This window comes from Rhodococcus sp. B50 (assembly GCF_013602415.1).
Taxonomy (GTDB): Bacteria; Actinomycetota; Actinomycetes; order Mycobacteriales; family Mycobacteriaceae; genus Rhodococcus.
Genome location: NZ_WPAG02000002.1, coordinates 1,001,689 through 1,018,668, shown reverse-complemented (window position 1 = coordinate 1,018,668; position 16,980 = coordinate 1,001,689). Strand labels below are relative to the sequence as shown.

Sequence of the window (16,980 nt, the reverse complement as noted above, 5' to 3'; positions counted from 1 at the left end):
AATGGAACCCTCAGGCGCGACCGACGGATCGACCGTGGAGCATACGGTCAGCGCGAGAAAGGCGCCCCTGCGGTGCGGGGTGTTCCTCCCGCCGTACCACAACCCGCGGCGAAACCCCACGATGGCCATCGAACAGGATCTTCGCCACGTCGAGGACCTCGACCGGCTCGGATTTCATCAGGTGTGGTTCGGGGAGCACCACAGCGGGGGTTATGAGGTCGGGCCGTCGCCAGAGTTGATGATCGCGGCGGCGGCGCAACGCACCCGACGCATCGAATTGTGCAGTGGCGTCATCTCTCTTCCCTACCACCATCCATTGATGGTTGCCGATCGGATCACATTCCTGGATCACATGACGCGGGGCCGCATTCGCATCGGCGTCGGACCGGGTGCTCTCGTGGCCGACTCGCAGATGATGGGCATGGACTACAACCTTCTGCGGCCACGAATGGAGGAATCGCTCGACGCCATTCTGGAGCTGTTGAACACCCCGGGGCCGGTCGATCGGAAGACCGAGTGGTTCTCTCTCGAGGATGCCCGGCTGCAATTGGGTCCCTACTCGCACCCCGGTGTGCCGATCACGGTCGCCGCGGCGATGTCCCCGTCGGGTCCGAAGCTCGCCGGAAAGTACGGTCTCGGGCTGCTCTCCATCGGCGGAACCAGCGCCAAGTCCATCGAAATGCTCGCCCAGACATGGGATATCGCCACCGATCAGGCGAACGAATACGGACAAAGCATAGACCGGAACGATTGGGCGGTCGTGGGCAATATCCATATCGCCGACACCTTCGAACAGGCCGTCGAAGACACCCGGTACGGGTTGCGCGACTTCATGGACTACCGCCACGTCGTCACCCCCATGAAGATGATCGAACCCGGCGAAGAGATCGCACACGAGGAACTGGTCCGACGCGTCAACGAATCCGGATACGGCTGCATCGGCGATGCGAACGACGCGATCGACTACATCCAGAAGCTCATCGACCGAACCGGCGGATTCGGCACCTTCCTCGCAACCGCGCACGACTGGGCCGACACCGAGGCCACCTCGCGCATGTACCGGATCCTCATGCGCGACGTGATGCCGCGCTTCACGGGTACCTGCGAGCCGCTACTGAATTCCTACCACTGGACGCAGGCGCGCAAAGAGGGCTTCAGTGAACGCTTCGCGACCGGCATCAGTAAGGCGACTCAGGACTACGAGCGCGTGAAGAGCGCCCGGTAACCACGCAAAGAACACTCTTCCCGACTTCCAGAACTCAGGAGTATCGATGTCGTCTCTCGACGGAAAAGTCGCAGTCATCACCGGTGGAGCTCGCGGGCAGGGGCGCTCGCACGCACTCACCCTTGCCGCTGCCGGCGCCAAGATCGTGATCTGCGACGTCGCCGCACCGATCAAGGAAGTGCAGTACGCGCTCGCAACACCGGAGGACCTCGAGGAGACCATCCAGCTGGTCAAGGACGCCGGTGGCGAGATCGCCGGCATGCAGGCCGATGTCCGTAGCAGCGTGGACATGAAAGCCGTCGCGGAGCTGGCGGTATCCCAATTCGGCCGGATCGACATTCTGCTGGCCAATGCCGGCATCCACGACCACGCCGAGTCCACCATCGAGATCGAGGACGACGCGTGGCAGACAATGCTCGACGTCAACCTCACCGGCGCGTGGAAGGCATGCAAGGCTGTCGTCCCCGTGATGATCGAGGGTGGGCGGGGCGGCTCGATAGTCATCACCTCCTCCGTCGACGGGCTCGGCGCGTCCCCGTCGTGGGGGCATTACGGTGCGGCCAAGCACGGACTTCAGGGTCTCAAGGACACGCTTGCCTTCGAACTCGCCGACTACAACATCCGGGTGAACACGGTCAACCCGACCGGTGTCAATTCACCGATGGCAACGGGACTGTCGAAGGTCCTGCCACACGTGGTGCGCAAGTGGAAGCACAACGACCGCACCAATCTGCTGGACGTGATGATGCTCGAACCCCAGGACATCTCCGATGCCGTGCTCTGGCTCGTCTCCGACGGCGCAAAATACGTGACCGGCATCGACCTGCCGATCGACGCGGGTTACCTGACCAAGCACTGACCGACCGCATCCACCACGGGACCAGCCTGCGAGGCGAAGGAGCGATATGCCGAGCCATGACAGTGGAGCAATCCGATGACACCGGGTATCGGGGTCACACGCGAGTTCCCGGCCACCTCCCTGGCCGGTCCGTACGCGGACGGCCTGGACCTGCCGTACTGGGAAGGTCTACGAGCGGGTGAGCTGCGGCTGCAGAGATGCGGCGGATGTGGATTGTGGATCTGGGGCCCGCGCTGGATGTGTGGGCAGTGCCGGACGTTCGACCCGGCGTGGGTCGCCGTCGAACCGGTGGGACGGGTGTACTCCTGGTCCCGGACCTGGCACCCCTTCGTTCCGGACCTCGTCGACGACTTGCCGTATGTCACGGTTCTCGTCGAACTCCCCCATGCCGGGAGCCGACGGGTCCTCGGTCTGCTGGCCGAAGACGGTGACACCGACATCACCATCGGTGACGCCGTCACCGGAATCATCCAACAGCCCACCGATGCGCCGTGGCCGGTGCTCCGCTGGCGGCGCACGACTATGCCGACCGAGACCGAGCCGGGAGAACAGCAATGACCGACGCCTTTCTCCGTGGCAGGGCCGCCGTCGTCGGCGTGAGCGAATTCCACTACAAGCGCGGTGAATCACCGGACAGCGAACTGAAGATGACCTTGCGGGCGATCGTGGACGCTGCTGCCGACGCCGGAGTGTCACCGCGAGAAATCGACGGGTTCGTCTCCTACGGCGGCGGCGACAACGACGGAACCGTCGTCGGCGCCTCCCTCATGTCCCACCGGATCCGGTGGTCCACCATGATCTGGGGTGGTGGGGGAGGCGGCGCCGCCGCGGCGATCACCAACGCAGCAGTCGCGATCGCATCGGGACAAGCGCAATGCGTGGTCGTCTATCGCGCCATGGCACAGCAGGATTCCGGTCGACTCGGCTACGCCAAGCATCACTTCGACGGCCACATGCTTCCGCACGGGGTCGGATCTCCGGCCCAGGCGTGTGCGCTACGGACCCAACGGATGCTCGAGCACGACGGCGTTCCGGAATCCGCGATGAGATCACTCGTTCTTGCCGACTACTTCCACGCACAGCAGAATCCGGACGCTGCAGCGTCCGGTCGCCCGCTCGACGAGCAGAGCTATCAGGCTTCACGCAAGATCGTCGAGCCGTACCGGCTGTACGACTGCTCACGTGAGAACGACGGAGCTGTGGCACTGATTCTGGTCGCCGCCGACCGCGCCGAGACACTGCGTCCGGATCCGGCATACGTGCTGGCGGGCAGTCAAGGCGCAGTGGGCGGATACGCCGTCGACGTCGAGAACGACCTCGACTACACCTCGGCCGGATTCTCCGGTGCCGCCGGCGTCGCCGACGCGTTGTGGGCCGCTGCCGACCTGGGTCCCGATCAGGTCGACGTCGTCCAGGTGTACGAGAACTTCAGTGGCTCGGGAGTGGCCGCACTCATCGATCACGGTCTGTGCCCACCCGGGGCCGACGCCGGCAAGGTCATGACGGTCGAAAACCTCACCGCCCCGCATGGACTGCTCCCGGTCAACACCAGCGGAGGAAACCTTGCCGACTCGTTCGTCAACGGGATGGGGCTGGCCGTCGAAGCTGTGCGCCAGGTGCGGGGAACCTCGACCAATCAGGTTCCTGATGCGCAGGTCTCGCTCTTCATCGGCGGACCCATGGCCGCTATCTCGAGCTCGGTCCTCCTCTGCACGCGCGGCGTGTTGTGAACTGAAAGGGACGCCGGATATGAACACCGACACCGACACCGATATCGACGATGCTTCCATCGCCGACCGTATCGTCGGGACCTGGGAACTCGTCGAGTATTCGACAACCTCCGACAACGGCAACGTCGACTACCCCCTGGGCCCCGAGGCCCGCGGGTTGATCATCTACTCGGCAGACGGGTACATGTCGGCACAAATCATGCGCCCCGGCCGAGCTGCGTACCGCTCGCGCAACGTGCACAGCGGTGAGACGAACGAACGAGCCGAGGCCGCCGGGGGATACCTCGCCTACTCCGGGCCCTACCACGTCGACGAAGACAACTCCGCCGTCTGGCACGAGATGGCGGTCTCGCTGTACCCGAACTGGCTCGGAGAGAACCAGAAACGACACGTCCGATTCGACGGTGACCGGCTGATCCTCTCGTCCGATCCGCTCGTGTTCCGCACCACCACCTTGTCCCCGGCCCTGGTCTGGCGCCGGAGCACCCCACGCAAGAGACGGCCCGTATCGTGAACGGGAAAGGCGTCACTGTCGCCATGGACCTGTCGACCCCGGCCGCACCGGTCGACAGCACCCTTCTGATACCGCGCTCGCATACCGTACACATGGTCCGAATCACCGCACCGGACCTTCGCCAGGCGCAGAAGCAAAGCGCACGCATTCGTGCACAGTTCGACGACAGCGATGATCGGGTCGCCGTGCTACTCGACGTCATCGCCCACATCGCTCCCGAAGCACACACCGCCCGCACCGAAGCCAGGTGGCAGCCGGCAGCGATCGACACGACTACAGGCGACACCGTCCTCTACATCGGGACGCCACGTGGACTGGCAGGTCTGATCCTCGACATCTACGCGGCAGGTGTAGCCGATGGCGTCACAGTGGTCCCCGCCGTTGCAGAGGGGGATGCGCGCGATACGTGTGTGCAGCTCCTCGGAGATGAGGTACGAACCATCCTCGCCACACACAGTGCGAGATCGGACGTACCGATCCGGCGCCGTGCCGGGTGAGTCCTACCCACCCTTCAGAGCGGAGAAGTTTGTGCGCATCGTTGTCGACCGAAGATTCGGCGAGCTGCAGATCCGGCTCGAGGACGCGGGAGAGTTCGCCTCTCTGCGGATCGAATCGGCCGATCCCAGGGACGAGCTCTCGGCCCACACGCTTGCCGGCCTCGGTAGGCCATCCGGCACACAGCACGTGCTGATCGAGCCGAGCACGCTTCGCGCTCTGGCGGGGGACCACGCCTTCGACGAGTCGTGGTCGGCAGGTTTCGATTCGATGGTCGCATACGCGCGGAGTCGCGGATGGCTCAGCGCCGCCGGAGAGATCAGGGTGCACATCGCACCGAGTGGATGAGAGGACGAGACGTGTCGACACGTTCGGAGGCCCCCACCGGCCGAGTCATGGACAGCCGGGACCTGCGCGACGTCCTGGGACATTTCTGTTCCGGTGTGACAGTGGTCGCTGCGGTCGTGGACGATGAGCCTGTCGGTTTCACATGCCAGTCGTTTTCGGCGCTCTCCCTGGATCCACCCCAGATCCTGCTGTGCCCGAGCCGACATTCGACGAGTTGGCCGATGATTCGTACCGCCGAGACGTTCTGTGTCAACGTGCTCTCGTCGCGTCAACGCGCCCTCAGTGACGGCTTTGCCACATCAGGGGGGCCGAAGTTCGAGGGCGTACGGTGGCGACCGGCCGAGCGCGGTGCGCCGATCCTCGAAGGTGTCGCGGCCTGGTTCGAGGTAGCGCTTGCTGCAGAACACGACGGTGGCGATCACTTCATCGCTGTTGCCGACCTGCTCGACTTCGGGTCCGGTCCCAGGACGGACCCTTTGGTTTTTCATCGGGGCCGGTACAGCGGGGTTGTGGAGTTGGGTCTCGAATCGGTCGAAGGTAGGAAGTGATGGGAAGACCTGCAAAGCCTTTGCTCAGCCGCAGTTCGACGGTCGCGGCATCCATCGAGATCATCGATACCGAAGGCATGGATGCGTTCAGCATGCCCCGAGTGGCCAAACAGTTGAACGTCCAGACTTCCTCGCTGTATCACCATTTCGCCGATCGCCGGGAACTCATGACCGAGGTGGCGAAGGAGCTCATGACCGGGGCGACGGTTCCCGAGTATGCGCCGGGTACGGACTGGGTGGAGTGGTTCGTCGAACTCAGCCTCAACTACCGCGACGCGATCCTGCGCCATCCCAACGCCGCTCTGGTGCTGGTCCAGTTTCTTCCACGGGACATCTTGACGAGAACGTACGAAATGTGTGCCCGAATCCTCGAGGACGGGGGCGTGCCGCCACATCTTCATGTGGTCATACTCGACGGACTCGAGAAGCTCGCCCTTGCAACCACTCTGAGTGATCTCAGGCGCGGACCTGTCGACAGCACGGAGGTCTTCCCGAACGTCGACGAACACAGACACCCGACGCTCGCCCGGGCGCTCGAAGCCAACCAATGGTCCTCGCGTGACCTTTTCGTGGTCACGATCCGCGGATTCCTCGGCGGGGTCATGGGGTCGGCTCCCGCACCGGTCAGCAACGACAGTCGACTCGATCCGGTCGGACCATGAGACTCCGGTCGTTGCATCCCAACTCTTGACGGTGCTCGAGCAACTCGATGCACCGGTGATCCCCCCATCCGATGATATGGAGCAAGCAATCGTGAAGCAGGATTTGTATGTGGACGGCACGTGGACCACGTCCGCAGGCACGGAACGTATCGACGTCGTCAACCCGACCACCGAAGAGCGCATCGGGGACGTCCCCGCCGGCGCTGCCGCCGATGTCGATGTGGCAGTGGCTGCCGCACGACGGGCACTGGAGGGCTGGTCGCAGACCGCCCCGAGTGTCCGGGCCGAGTTCGTGTCGCGACTGGCCGACGAGCTGGAACGCCGACAGGACGAGATCACCGACATCGTCGTTGCCGAGGTGGGCACTCCACGCCGGGTCGCTCGATGGGCCCAGGTCGGACTGGGCATCGTCGATCTACGGGAGGCGGTGACCGCAGCGAAGGACTTCGCGTGGGAAGAACCACTGCGCAACTCTGTGATTGTGCGAGAGCCGGTCGGAGTCGTCGGGTGCATCACGCCCTGGAACTACCCGCTACACCAGATCACCGCCAAGATCGGAGCTGCGCTGGTAACCGGGTGCACGGTGGTCGTCAAAGCCAGTGAGGTCGCTCCGTTCACGGCGCACGCGCTGGCCGAAGCAGTCGACGCAGTCGGTATCCCGGCCGGGGTTTTCAACTTGGTACACGGCTACGGCCCGATCGTCGGCGAGGCCATCGCTACTCACCCGGACATCGACATGGTCAGCTTCACCGGCTCGAACTCGGTGGGTAAGCGTGTGCTGGAGTTGGCCGCCGGGACGGTCAAGCGGGTATCGGTCGAGCTGGGAGGCAAGAGCGCCGCGATCCTGCTCGACGACCTGAGCGACGAGGAGTTCGCGAAGGCGGTTCCGCACACGGTACGCGCCTGCTACATGAACGGGGGACAGTCCTGCAATGCGCAGACACGTCTGCTCGTTCCGCGTTCCCGCTTGGCGCAGGCAGAAGCGCTCGCGGAACAGGCGGCCCGCGCATACGTCCCTGGGGATCCCACCGACAGCGACACAAAACTCGGGCCCATGGTGACTGCAGCACAGCGCGAGCGGGTGCTCGACTACATTCGTGCCGGCGTCAAGGAGGGTGCACGCCTCGTCACCGGATCGGTCGACGCTCCTTCCGGTACCGGGTTCTTCGTCGAACCGACCGTGTTCTCCGAGGTGGACCCGATCAGCACGATCGCGCAGGAGGAGATCTTCGGTCCGGTGCTGTCGATCATTGCGTACGACACGCTCGAGCAGGCGGTCGAGATCGCAAACGGCACGATCTTCGGTATCGCCGGTGCTGTGTGGTCCGGCGACCCCGAACGCGCGAAGGCGGTCGCGCGCAAGTTGCGTGCCACCCAGATCGAGGTCAACGGCGGAAAGTTCAATGGCGCTGCGCCATTCGGGGGATTCAAGCAGTCCGGCCACGGGCGCGAGGGCGGGGCCTTCGGCCTCGAGGAATTCGTGGAAATCAAGAGTCTGCAGCTTTAGCAACGTTCTTGCGGGCCCCTGCGGTCTCGCGAAGGAGTGAGCACGATGGTCTACACCGATCTGCCCTACGACGAGGCGACGAAGACGGAGTTCGCCCGGGCGATGTTCGATCACCTCGACAACGGCACAACGGATCTGGCACCGGACATTCTCGAGGTCGACCCCCGCATCTACACCGATCCGGAGCTCGCAGCCCGCGAGCGCACCGAATTGTTCGGCAACGTTCCGATCATCGCGGCGCACAGCACCGAGCTACCGGGCAAGAACGACTTCCTGACGGTTCGATTGCCGAACAACGAGGTTGTTCTCGTCCGGCAATCGGACGGTGAAGTTCGCGGCTTCGTGAACACCTGTCGGCACCGCGGAGCCCAACTCGTTCCCGAGGAAAAAGGAACGAAGCGCGTCTTCTCGTGCCGCTACCACGGGTGGGCATACGGCAGCGACGGAAGTCTGCGGTCGATCGCGGACGAGCCCACGTTCGGGACGGTCGACCGCGCCTGCATGAGTCTGTTGGAGATACCCGTCGAGGAACGGCACGGTTTCGTCTGGGTGATCGACTCCGCCGCCCAGGACCGCAAGATCGATATCGCGGAGTGGCTCGGCCGGGAATTCGACGAGTCCCTCGCCGCGATGGAGATGGACAGATATCACTGTCACATCGCCGAGAACTTCGACGTGGACATCAACTGGAAGGTACTGGCCGACGCCTTCTGGGACGGCTACCACATCACATCCACCCATGCCGGCACCGTGGCCCCGTACTTCTACAACAATGCGCAGTTCTGGCAGCCTATGGGCAGGCACGGGCGAATGATCACGGCCCGCAAGAGCATCGACTCTGTTCGGGGTGCTGCGCCGGGGGACGCGGTGATCGATCGGCACATCACCGTGGCGCACTTCTTGATGCCCAACATGTCGGTGCTGCGGCAACCGGATCATCTGGAGGTACTCAACTTCGTTCCTGCCCCCGGCACGGCCGTCGGGACCCGGATGCAGATGCGTCTGCTTACACGGGAGCCTGCGGTGACCGACGAGCAGAAGACGCGGTGGGACAAGAATTGGAAAATTCTGATGGCCGTGCTTCGGGACGAAGATCTCGTCGTCAACAACGGCCTGCAGAAAGCCGTATCGAATACCGATGCCGGACCACTGTTGTTCGGACGCAACGAAATTGCCAATCAGCATTTTCACCGATGGATGGCCCGGGCGCTCGAGGACCCACGCAGGTGGGGCTGAGATTGCCGAGCCCGACGGATGATCGGCGCTGTCGATCATCCGTCGGCTCGGTTGTCGTCACGTCCAGAACGCAGATCGCAGAGAAATCCTGGGGGACGGCGGCAATATCCGGACTTGCCGCAATTATCGATAGTCGTCAGATCAATCCGGTGCTGCACGACATGCCGCGGTGATCAGGGGGGCTACCGCAGGTCGTGCCCGACAAGCGCACTCGCGGACACGTCCGAATTCGTGTGCGCCCAAACTGCTCATTCGCGCAGTCACACCGATCGCACTTCCGCCGGCACCGAATCCCGACCCACACGACCCGAAGGAACCACCATGTCGCAGATCTCCGCAGAGGGGAAGGAAAAGGCCGCCTCCGGCGCCCGATCCGTGGTCCTCACCTGCTTGGCTATCACCATCCTCGATGGTGTCGACCTCATCATGTTCGGTGCGGTGCTTCCGACATTGCTCGAAATCGAGCAGTGGGGCATCACAACCGCTTCGGCGGGGTTCATCGGCAGCTTGTCCCTGTTCGGAATGATGGCCGGCGCCATGATGGCCGGCTACCTCACCGATCTCGTCGGACGACGACCGATCGTGCTCGCCTGTATCGTGAGCTTCAGCCTGTTCACCGGGTTGTGCGCCGTAGCACCGACACTGGAAGCTTTCGGCCTCTTCAGGCTCCTTGCCGGTCTCGGTTTCGGTGGCGCCCTTCCCACTCTCATCGCCCTCACCCAGGAGTACGTGAAGGTCGACCGGCGACAGTTCTACAACGGGGTCATCCAAACCGGCTTTCCCATCGGCGGATGCGTGGTCGCCGTCGCCGCCATCTTCATGATTCCCGCCTTCGGATGGGAATCGATGTTCGCAGTAGGCGGTCTTCTCGGTGTCGTACTGTTCGTCATCGCCTACCGAAGCCTGCCCGAATCGATTGCCTTTCTGGTCAGTAAAGGTCGGCACGACGAGGCGGACGATCTGGCACAGCGGTACTCGGTCGATGCCGGTGCCGAATCCGGCATGGCCCTCGGGGCACCGAAAACCGAGAGTGCGAGCACTACGTCGGGGCTGAAGTTGCTGTTCGCTCCCGGATACAGGATCGCGACGATCATGTTCCCACTCATCACCTTCTTCGGCCTGCTCGTCTCGTACGGTATGAATACCTGGATCCCTCAAATGCTGAGGTCCTCCGGCTACGATCTCGGGTCCGCCTTGTCGTTCCTGCTCGCCTTCAACATCGGCAGCGGGTTCGGCATGGTAGTCATCACCGGTCTCGCCGACCGGCTGGGATCGCGTCCGGTGATCTCCCTGAGCTTCATCGGAGGCGCGCTTGCAGTGTGCGCACTGACGCTGCAGCCGGCGCAGGCACTCGTGTTCGGATTGGTTCTCTTGATCGGCTTCTGTGCGTCCTCCACGACGGGCGTCTACGGATTCGTCGGAGTCTTCTATCCAGCAGCGGCGCGTGGCACGGCCCTCGGACTGGCGGTGGGTCTCGGCCGACTCGGTGGCGTATGCGGACCCATCCTCACAGGCATGATCATGAGCTCGGCTCTCGGAGCCGATTGGGCCTACTACGCCTTCGCATTTACCGGGCTGGCCGCTGCAGTACTGGTATCGCTGGTCCCTCGGCGAGGGGCCACGGCGCACGCAACGGACACACCGGTACGAGAAGCCGCGGAACCTGCTTGAGCGCCATCGTTCCTAAGATTCGGAGAACATCATGTTCGAGCTTTTGATCAGGAACGGCATGGTCGCCGATGGCAGCGGTGCGCCCGCTGAGCCACGCGATGTGGCGATCATCGGCGGCAAGATCGTCGCTATCGAACCGACCATCAGCGGCGACGCCCGTGAGGTGATCGATGCGACCGGAAAATTGGTCACCCCGGGCTTCATCGATGTGCACACCCACTACGACGGTCAGCTCACCTGGGACACCGAACTGCTTCCGTCGTCAGGCCACGGGGTGACAACAGTGATCACCGGCAACTGCGGAATCGGCTTCGCCCCCGTGCGGGTGGGCGCAGAGGATTGGCTCGTCGCCCTGACCGAAGGGGTGGAGGACATTCCCGGCTCGGCTCTCCACGACGGCATCACATGGGGGTGGGAGACGTTCCCGGAGTACCTGGGCATCCTCGCCGAACGTGAGTTCGCCGTCGATGTCGCCACGCAGGTGCCGCACAGCGCGGTACGGGCGTACGTGCTGGGTCGTCGCGCCGAGGACGACGAGCCGGCCACCGACGAAGAAGTCGCCGAGATCGCCCGGATCGTGGGAGACGGTATCCGGGCAGGAGCGGTGGGTGTCGGAACGTCGCGAGTGGCGGCCCACCGCGGTTCGGGCGGTGAAACGCTACCCGGTACACGAGCACCGGAGGAGGAATTGCTCGCAATGGCTCGCGCGATGCGCGATGCCGGCGGGGGAGTGTTCCAGATGGTGCCGTCCGGTGTCGCAGGTGGCGTCGAGGGACAACCGGGTGAGCAATACCGCGCCGGGTTGAGCAAGCGTGACGCGAACACGCTGACCTCGGAGATCGAGATGATGCGGCGATTGCACCGCGACACCGGACAGCCGGTGACCTTCACCTTCGCCGAGAATCTGACACTCGGCTCCGCGGAGTTCGCCGCAGCGCGCGCACTCATCGCCGAGGCCGGGCGTTCGGGCGAACGCATCCATCCGCAGATCGCTCCGCGGGCGATCGGCGGATTGATTTCCTTGGCGACATATCACCCGTTCATGGGACGCCCCGGTTACTTGGAGATCGCACACCTGCCGTTGGCCGAGCGTGCGCGCCGCATGGCTCGACCGGCGGTCAAGGCTCGCATCCTGGCAGAAGACGATGTGCCGGTGGAATCCGGCGATCCACGCAAGCACACCCACTCGACCCTGCAACGCAATGTCGCCGACATCTACAGTCTCGCCGATCTCGACTACGAACCGGACCCGAGTACATCGATGGCCGGACGCGGCGAGATCGAAGGGCGCGAGCCCCTCGACGTTCTCTACGACCTGTTGATCGCCGACGACGGCCGCGCAATCCTGATCTGGTTCGCCACCGGCTTCCTCCACGGCAACCTGAACCGGATCGGGGAGTTCCTCGGCGACCCCCAGTATGTGATGGGACTGGGAGACGGAGGTGCGCACGTCGCCTTCATCTGCGACGCGAGTTTCCCGACCTTCCTCCTGACACACTGGGGCCGCCGGCGCCGTGGGCCGCGGTTCGCCATCGAGAGTCTCGTGCGGAAGCTGACGAAAGACCCCGCCGATCTGTACGGCTTCGACGACCGGGGAACGCTCACCGTGGGCAAACGCGCGGATCTCAATGTCATCGACATCGAGAAGCTGGCGCTGACGCTCCCACGGCTTGTCGCGGACCTGCCCTCGGGAGCCGAACGGTTCATCCAGGAAGCCCGAGGCTACGTAGCGACTGTCGTCGCGGGAGTCGTTACGAGACGAGACGGCCAGGACACCGGTGCACGGCCGGGGCGGCTCTATCGAAAACAGAAAACGCATCCCTCTCTTGCAGAGGTTGTGTAACCTACGTCCATTAGTTAGCGTGTGTGACGTCGGCCACTTCGTTCAGTGATCGAACTCCCTCACCACCGACACGAAATGTGCACGCACGGAAGGCGTAGAAAGGCTGACCGGCATGAGAACGAGACTGACCTTCCCGTGTGGCACAGCAATCACCGGCAGCGACGAAGACGACCTGGTGGTCAAGACCCAGGTGCACCTGAGCGAGTCGCATCCAGGCATGAAGTACTCGCGCGACGAGATCCGCTTCATCGCGTACTGACGCGGTCGTACGCGCAATAAACCACTGATCGACAGCGCCCCGAAGAAAAGCGCTGCCCGACAGCAACGTCCACCTCCCCGACGCATGTCCGAAGCAGGAGACCACATGAAACTCCAAGGTAAAGTCGCGCTGATCACCGGCGCCGGATCCGGACTCGGACGCGAAGCATCGCAACTGTTCGCCGCCGAGGGAGCAAAGATCGCCGTGGTCGACATCGATCCGGAACGCGCCAAAGGCACGGTCGAGTTGGTCGAACAACAGGGCGGCTCAGCGATCCCCATTACCGCCGATGTGCGAATCGAGCAGCAGGTGATCGATGCTGCCGCCGCCACCGTCGCAGCGTTCGGCAAACTCGACATCGCGTGGGCCAACGCAGGCATCGTCTCCCGCGGAGGCGTACCGTCCGTCGCCGGCGGCGAACAGGTGGAGTTTCAGGATCTGACGGATGCGGACTGGCAGGACGTCATCGGCGTGAACCTCTCGGGTGTGTTCTACACCGCCAAGGCTGCGGTGCCGCACCTGCGGGCCAACGGGGGCGGTGTCATCCTTGCGACGTCGTCGGCAGCGTCGTTCGTGGCATACCACAGTATCGCCGCCTACTCCGCAACGAAGGCAGGCGTGAACGGCATGGTTCGGGGCCTGAGCCTGGACCTCGGCAAGTACGGAATCCGCGTCAACGCGATTGCCCCCACCCACGGCATGTCGCCGAACTTCCTGGCGCCGGCGGGCTCACCCGTAGTGGGCCGGTCGTACGAGGAAGTGGCCGGTCCCTGGGATTCGACCATCTCACCCATTCCGCTCAAGCTCAATCGCCCACCGTCACTGAAGGACAATGCCCGGGCAGCGCTGTTCCTGGTCTCCGACGAGTCGGCGTACATCTCAGGTGTCACGCTGCCGACAACCGACGGTGGCACGCTGTCCCGAGTGGCGATGATGTTCCCGGAAGACGGGAACAACCCTCCGCCGATGGTCACCGGCGAAGACTGACGATAATGACTGACCACCACACAAGAACACAGCACGGTACGAACCGCCTCGTCGTGGATCGGTCGGTCTGCGCAGGACACGGACTGTGTTACGGCCGTTCTCCGGAGGTCGTCGACTGTGACGATTCCGGGTACCCGGTGCTGCTCCAGGACACACTCGAGCTCGCCGAGCACGTCGCAGCTGCCGAAGGGGCCGTCGCAGTGTGCCCCGAACGAGCGCTGACTCTCGAACTCCTCTGAATCTCTTCGGGACACACCTGCCAACAAGGGGACGATATGACTGTGACAGACGACCGGTCGGCCCCTCTATGTCAGGGTGAGTTGAGTCCATCGGGTCATTGCAAGCCAACCCACGATAGAGGGCGAGAGAAGGACCAACCGCGATCATGACCAACTCGATCACAGTCCTGGACAATGACCGTATGGAGGACGAGGCGAACCATCCCAGGGCCGGCGGTCCGCAACCACGGCGGACGTTCACTCCGGCGGACAAGCTCGCGCACCTCGACGCCTACGAGCAGGCCTGCGAGACCAACGAGGGTGGGGCGTACCTGCGTCGCGAAGGCTTGTACTCGTCGCTGATCGTCGAATGGCGCCGCCAACGCGACGCCGGCGTCCTCACGGGCAAGAAGCCGGGCGCGAAGATCGGCAAACTGACCCCCGAACAGGCGGAGATCGCCCGCCTCAAGCGGGAACTGGAACGGGCGAACAAGAAGCTGGCCACTACCGAGACCGCACTGTCCATCATGGGAAAAGCGCACGCGCTCTTGGAACAACTCTCCGAGAGCGCGGACGCCGACGAGACGCGGAAGAAGCACTGACAGCCGCCCACCACGCCCTCACCGCAGCCGGTGTGACCACCCGTGCCGCAACAACATTGACCGCTGTGGCCCGCTCGACAGCGATCCGCACCCGGGAACGCCCGGCCGCTTCCGTCCCATCCGTCTCAGCGGTCATGCGTGCGCCGGCGAACAAGCTGTCCGCGCTCGAGCGCCGCCGGGTCGTGGAGGTGCTGTGCTCGGATCGGTTCGTCGACCGGGCGCCGCTCGAGGTGTACGCCACCCTGCTCGACGAGGGCATCTATCTGTGTTCGGTGGCGACGATGTACCGGATTCTGCGGGAGAACCGGCAGGTCAGCGACCGGCGTCGGCAGGCGCGACATCCGGCTCGGGCGTGTCCGGAATTGGTGGCGCGAGCCCCGCGGCAGGTGTACTCGTGGGACATCACGAAACTGCCCGGCCCAACCAAGGGTGTGTATTACGACGCGTATGTGATGGTCGACATCTACTCCCGATACATCGTCGGAGCGCACGTGCAGACCCATGAATCCGGGCTGCTGGCCGTCGAGTTCATGACCGATATCTTCGCCACCCACGGGATCCCCGAGGTGGTGCACGCGGATCGAGGCACATCGATGACGAGCAAGTCGGTCGCGACCTTGCTCGCGGACCTCGATGTGGTCCGGTCGCACTCGCGGCCGAGGGTGTCCAATGACAATCCATACTCCGAATCATTGTTCAAGACATTGAAATACGGACCGGGTTTCCCGGAGCGGTTCAGTTCGGTGCACCACGCCCGGGAGTTCATGGACTCGTTCGTCGCGTGGTACAACCACGATCACCGTCATACCGGAATCGGATTGCACACCCCGGCCGATGTGCACTTCGGTCTCGCGGCACCCAAGGCGACTGAGCGTGCTCGAGTGCTCGCCGACGCCCGCCGCACCCACCCCGCGCGCTTCGGTACGACGGACCCATACCCAACGATCCTGGCCCTACCCGCCGACGCCTGGATCAACAAACCCGTCCAAGACCCGGCGACCGAACCGGACACCGAGGAAGTCGCCGCTTAACACCCGGTGGACTCAATCGCCTTGAAAAATTCCGGGCTCCCGTGGTCGACTTCGACATCTACGATCCGACACTTGCACATCCGGTGGACACCGTTCAGGAGAAAGTCGCCGAACTGGCGGCCAAAGGTCCTGTCGTGTACTCGACCGCGCACGGTGGTCACTGGATCGTCACCCGCTACAAGGAAGTACACGAGGTTCTCCGCAACCCGGACATCTTCTCGAGCTATCCGAACAACCTCGTCAATGCGGGTGACGGTAAGTTCTTGCCGCTCGAACTGGACCCACCGGAGCACACCGCGTACCGAGTGGCTCTGCAACCACTGTTCTCCCCGAATCGGATGAAGGCACTCACCGAGCAGATCCGCGCGGTCGTCAACGACCTCATCGACGATTTCGCAGGTGACGGTGAAGCCGAATTCATCTCGGCGTTCGCGCACGAGCTTCCCACGCGCGTGTTCCTGGCCCTGATGGACTGGCCGCTCGAGGACGCGCCCATGTTCACCGAGGCTACCGACATTGCTCTGATGGGTAAGCCCGGAGCGAGCGAGGAAGAGTCCGCGCAGGCACGCGCCGAAGCCGCACAACAAATGTTCGGCTACTTCCAGAAGATCGTCGACGAACGTCGCGCCGACCCGGGCGACGACGTGACGTCGACTCTCATTCACACCGAGATCGAACTCGCCGAGGGCAAGCGCCTGCTCACGGACGAAGAACTCACCCGCATGTTCTTCCTCCTCCTCATCGCTGGACTGCACACGGTGCAGGGATCCTTGGCGTGGGCGATCATTCATCTGGTCAACCGACCCGACCAGCGCGCAGCGTTGATCGCCGACGACGGACTGATACCCTCCGCGGTCGAGGAGATTCTTCGGATCGAAGCTGCGGTCATCATGGGTAGGCGCGCGACACGCGATGTCGAACTCGGGGGAGTTCGTGTCAAGGAGGGTGACCAGCTCATCGCGATGCTGTGCTCGGCCAACCGCGATCCCGACGAGTTCGATGACCCGAACTCGCTGGATCTCGAACGAACCCCGAATCGTCACTTGTCGTTCGGTGCGGGACCGCATCGATGCCTGGGTTCGCATCTGGCGCGTCTCGAGCTGTCGATCGCTCTCGAAGAACTGCACCGGAGAATCCCCGACTACGAATTGATCGAATCCGATCCGCCGATCCTGCACGCCACCCAGGTCCGCGGGTGTCTGCGGCTTCCGATCAAGTTCACCCCGACGACCTGATCCTCGGAAC

18 protein-coding genes are annotated in these 16,980 nt (G+C 63.7%); all 18 read left to right on the top strand.

Annotated elements, in window-relative coordinates:
- The first annotated feature begins 1 nt into the window (after window position 1).
- Complete coding sequence (locus tag GON09_RS05020; protein ID WP_213930864.1) at window positions 2–1,225, top strand: LLM class flavin-dependent oxidoreductase; 1,224 nt, start codon at window positions 2–4, stop codon at window positions 1,223–1,225.
- 46 nt (window positions 1,226–1,271) lie between these two features.
- On the top strand, window positions 1,272–2,084 hold the full coding sequence (locus tag GON09_RS05015) for a mycofactocin-coupled SDR family oxidoreductase (RefSeq protein ID WP_213930863.1): 813 nt from the start codon (window positions 1,272–1,274) through the stop codon (window positions 2,082–2,084).
- Window positions 2,085–2,159: 75 nt separating this feature from the next.
- A complete protein-coding gene (locus tag GON09_RS05010; RefSeq protein ID WP_213930862.1) occupies window positions 2,160–2,642 on the top strand; it encodes a Zn-ribbon domain-containing OB-fold protein in 483 nt (160 codons plus the stop codon).
- On the top strand, window positions 2,639–3,814 hold the full coding sequence (locus tag GON09_RS05005) for a thiolase C-terminal domain-containing protein (RefSeq protein WP_213930861.1): 1,176 nt from the start codon (window positions 2,639–2,641) through the stop codon (window positions 3,812–3,814). The genes GON09_RS05010 and GON09_RS05005 overlap by 4 nt, the downstream gene beginning before the upstream one ends.
- A gap of 19 nt (window positions 3,815–3,833) precedes the next feature.
- On the top strand, window positions 3,834–4,328 hold the full coding sequence (locus GON09_RS05000) for a lipocalin-like domain-containing protein (RefSeq protein WP_213930860.1): 495 nt from the start codon (window positions 3,834–3,836) through the stop codon (window positions 4,326–4,328).
- A gap of 92 nt (window positions 4,329–4,420) precedes the next feature.
- Window positions 4,421–4,825, top strand: a complete 405-nt coding sequence (locus GON09_RS04995; RefSeq protein ID WP_244865385.1) for a hypothetical protein — start codon at window positions 4,421–4,423, stop codon at window positions 4,823–4,825.
- Between the two features lie 31 nt (window positions 4,826–4,856).
- Window positions 4,857–5,171: a hypothetical protein gene (locus tag GON09_RS04990; protein WP_213930859.1), complete on the top strand. Its 315-nt coding sequence runs from the start codon at window positions 4,857–4,859 to the stop codon at window positions 5,169–5,171.
- A gap of 11 nt (window positions 5,172–5,182) precedes the next feature.
- A complete protein-coding gene (locus tag GON09_RS04985) occupies window positions 5,183–5,719 on the top strand; it encodes a flavin reductase family protein (RefSeq protein ID WP_213930858.1) in 537 nt (178 codons plus the stop codon).
- Window positions 5,719–6,381 carry a TetR/AcrR family transcriptional regulator gene (locus GON09_RS04980; RefSeq protein ID WP_213930857.1) on the top strand — a complete coding sequence of 221 codons (663 nt, stop codon included), beginning with the start codon at window positions 5,719–5,721 and terminating at the stop codon, window positions 6,379–6,381. Before GON09_RS04985 ends, GON09_RS04980 begins: the two co-directional genes overlap by 1 nt.
- A 91-nt stretch (window positions 6,382–6,472) precedes the next feature.
- A complete protein-coding gene (locus GON09_RS04975) occupies window positions 6,473–7,888 on the top strand; it encodes an aldehyde dehydrogenase family protein (RefSeq protein WP_213930856.1) in 1,416 nt (471 codons plus the stop codon).
- 45 nt (window positions 7,889–7,933) lie between these two features.
- The gene (locus tag GON09_RS04970; protein WP_213930855.1) at window positions 7,934–9,124 is read left to right on the top strand and encodes an aromatic ring-hydroxylating oxygenase subunit alpha; all 1,191 of its coding nucleotides are present in this window, start codon (window positions 7,934–7,936) and stop codon (window positions 9,122–9,124) included.
- Between the two features lie 321 nt (window positions 9,125–9,445).
- Window positions 9,446–10,795 carry an MFS transporter gene (locus GON09_RS04965; RefSeq protein WP_213930854.1) on the top strand — a complete coding sequence of 450 codons (1,350 nt, stop codon included), beginning with the start codon at window positions 9,446–9,448 and terminating at the stop codon, window positions 10,793–10,795.
- Window positions 10,796–10,826: 31 nt separating this feature from the next.
- Window positions 10,827–12,638 carry an N-acyl-D-amino-acid deacylase family protein gene (locus tag GON09_RS04960; RefSeq protein ID WP_213930853.1) on the top strand — a complete coding sequence of 604 codons (1,812 nt, stop codon included), beginning with the start codon at window positions 10,827–10,829 and terminating at the stop codon, window positions 12,636–12,638.
- A 112-nt stretch (window positions 12,639–12,750) separates the two neighbouring features.
- Window positions 12,751–12,897: a DUF1059 domain-containing protein gene (locus GON09_RS04955; protein ID WP_213930852.1), complete on the top strand. Its 147-nt coding sequence runs from the start codon at window positions 12,751–12,753 to the stop codon at window positions 12,895–12,897.
- 105 nt (window positions 12,898–13,002) lie between these two features.
- Entirely contained in the window at window positions 13,003–13,884 is an 882-nt protein-coding gene (locus GON09_RS04950) for an SDR family NAD(P)-dependent oxidoreductase (protein WP_213930851.1), read from the top strand.
- 5 nt (window positions 13,885–13,889) lie between these two features.
- Window positions 13,890–14,123: a ferredoxin gene (locus GON09_RS04945; protein WP_213930850.1), complete on the top strand. Its 234-nt coding sequence runs from the start codon at window positions 13,890–13,892 to the stop codon at window positions 14,121–14,123.
- 182 nt (window positions 14,124–14,305) lie between these two features.
- A protein-coding gene (locus GON09_RS04940) for an IS3 family transposase (RefSeq protein ID WP_374195386.1) occupies window positions 14,306–15,735 on the top strand; the annotation gives its coding sequence in 2 pieces (ribosomal slippage) (window positions 14,306–14,672 and window positions 14,672–15,735; 1,431 coding nt in all).
- Window positions 15,736–15,776: 41 nt separating this feature from the next.
- Window positions 15,777–16,970 (top strand): cytochrome P450, encoded by a 1,194-nt coding sequence (locus tag GON09_RS04935; RefSeq protein WP_213930849.1) that lies wholly within the window; start codon window positions 15,777–15,779, stop codon window positions 16,968–16,970.
- The last annotated feature ends 10 nt before the right edge of the window (window positions 16,971–16,980 follow it).

Excerpts from the sequence above, each read along its gene's own strand:
- GON09_RS05020 (WP_213930864.1), top strand. The coding sequence starts at position 2 with ATGGAACCCTCAGGCGCGACCGACGGATCGACCGTGGAGCATACGGTC.
- GON09_RS05015 (WP_213930863.1), top strand. The coding sequence starts at position 1,272 with ATGTCGTCTCTCGACGGAAAAGTCGCAGTCATCACCGGTGGAGCTCGC.
- GON09_RS05010 (WP_213930862.1), top strand. The coding sequence starts at position 2,160 with ATGACACCGGGTATCGGGGTCACACGCGAGTTCCCGGCCACCTCCCTG.
- GON09_RS05005 (WP_213930861.1), top strand. The coding sequence starts at position 2,639 with ATGACCGACGCCTTTCTCCGTGGCAGGGCCGCCGTCGTCGGCGTGAGC.
- GON09_RS05000 (WP_213930860.1), top strand. The coding sequence starts at position 3,834 with ATGAACACCGACACCGACACCGATATCGACGATGCTTCCATCGCCGAC.
- GON09_RS04995 (WP_244865385.1), top strand. The coding sequence starts at position 4,421 with ATGGTCCGAATCACCGCACCGGACCTTCGCCAGGCGCAGAAGCAAAGC.
- GON09_RS04980 (WP_213930857.1), top strand. The coding sequence starts at position 5,719 with ATGGGAAGACCTGCAAAGCCTTTGCTCAGCCGCAGTTCGACGGTCGCG.
- GON09_RS04970 (WP_213930855.1), top strand. The coding sequence starts at position 7,934 with ATGGTCTACACCGATCTGCCCTACGACGAGGCGACGAAGACGGAGTTC.
- GON09_RS04965 (WP_213930854.1), top strand. The coding sequence starts at position 9,446 with ATGTCGCAGATCTCCGCAGAGGGGAAGGAAAAGGCCGCCTCCGGCGCC.
- GON09_RS04960 (WP_213930853.1), top strand. The coding sequence starts at position 10,827 with ATGTTCGAGCTTTTGATCAGGAACGGCATGGTCGCCGATGGCAGCGGT.
- GON09_RS04955 (WP_213930852.1), top strand. The coding sequence starts at position 12,751 with ATGAGAACGAGACTGACCTTCCCGTGTGGCACAGCAATCACCGGCAGC.
- GON09_RS04950 (WP_213930851.1), top strand. The coding sequence starts at position 13,003 with ATGAAACTCCAAGGTAAAGTCGCGCTGATCACCGGCGCCGGATCCGGA.
- GON09_RS04945 (WP_213930850.1), top strand. The coding sequence starts at position 13,890 with ATGACTGACCACCACACAAGAACACAGCACGGTACGAACCGCCTCGTC.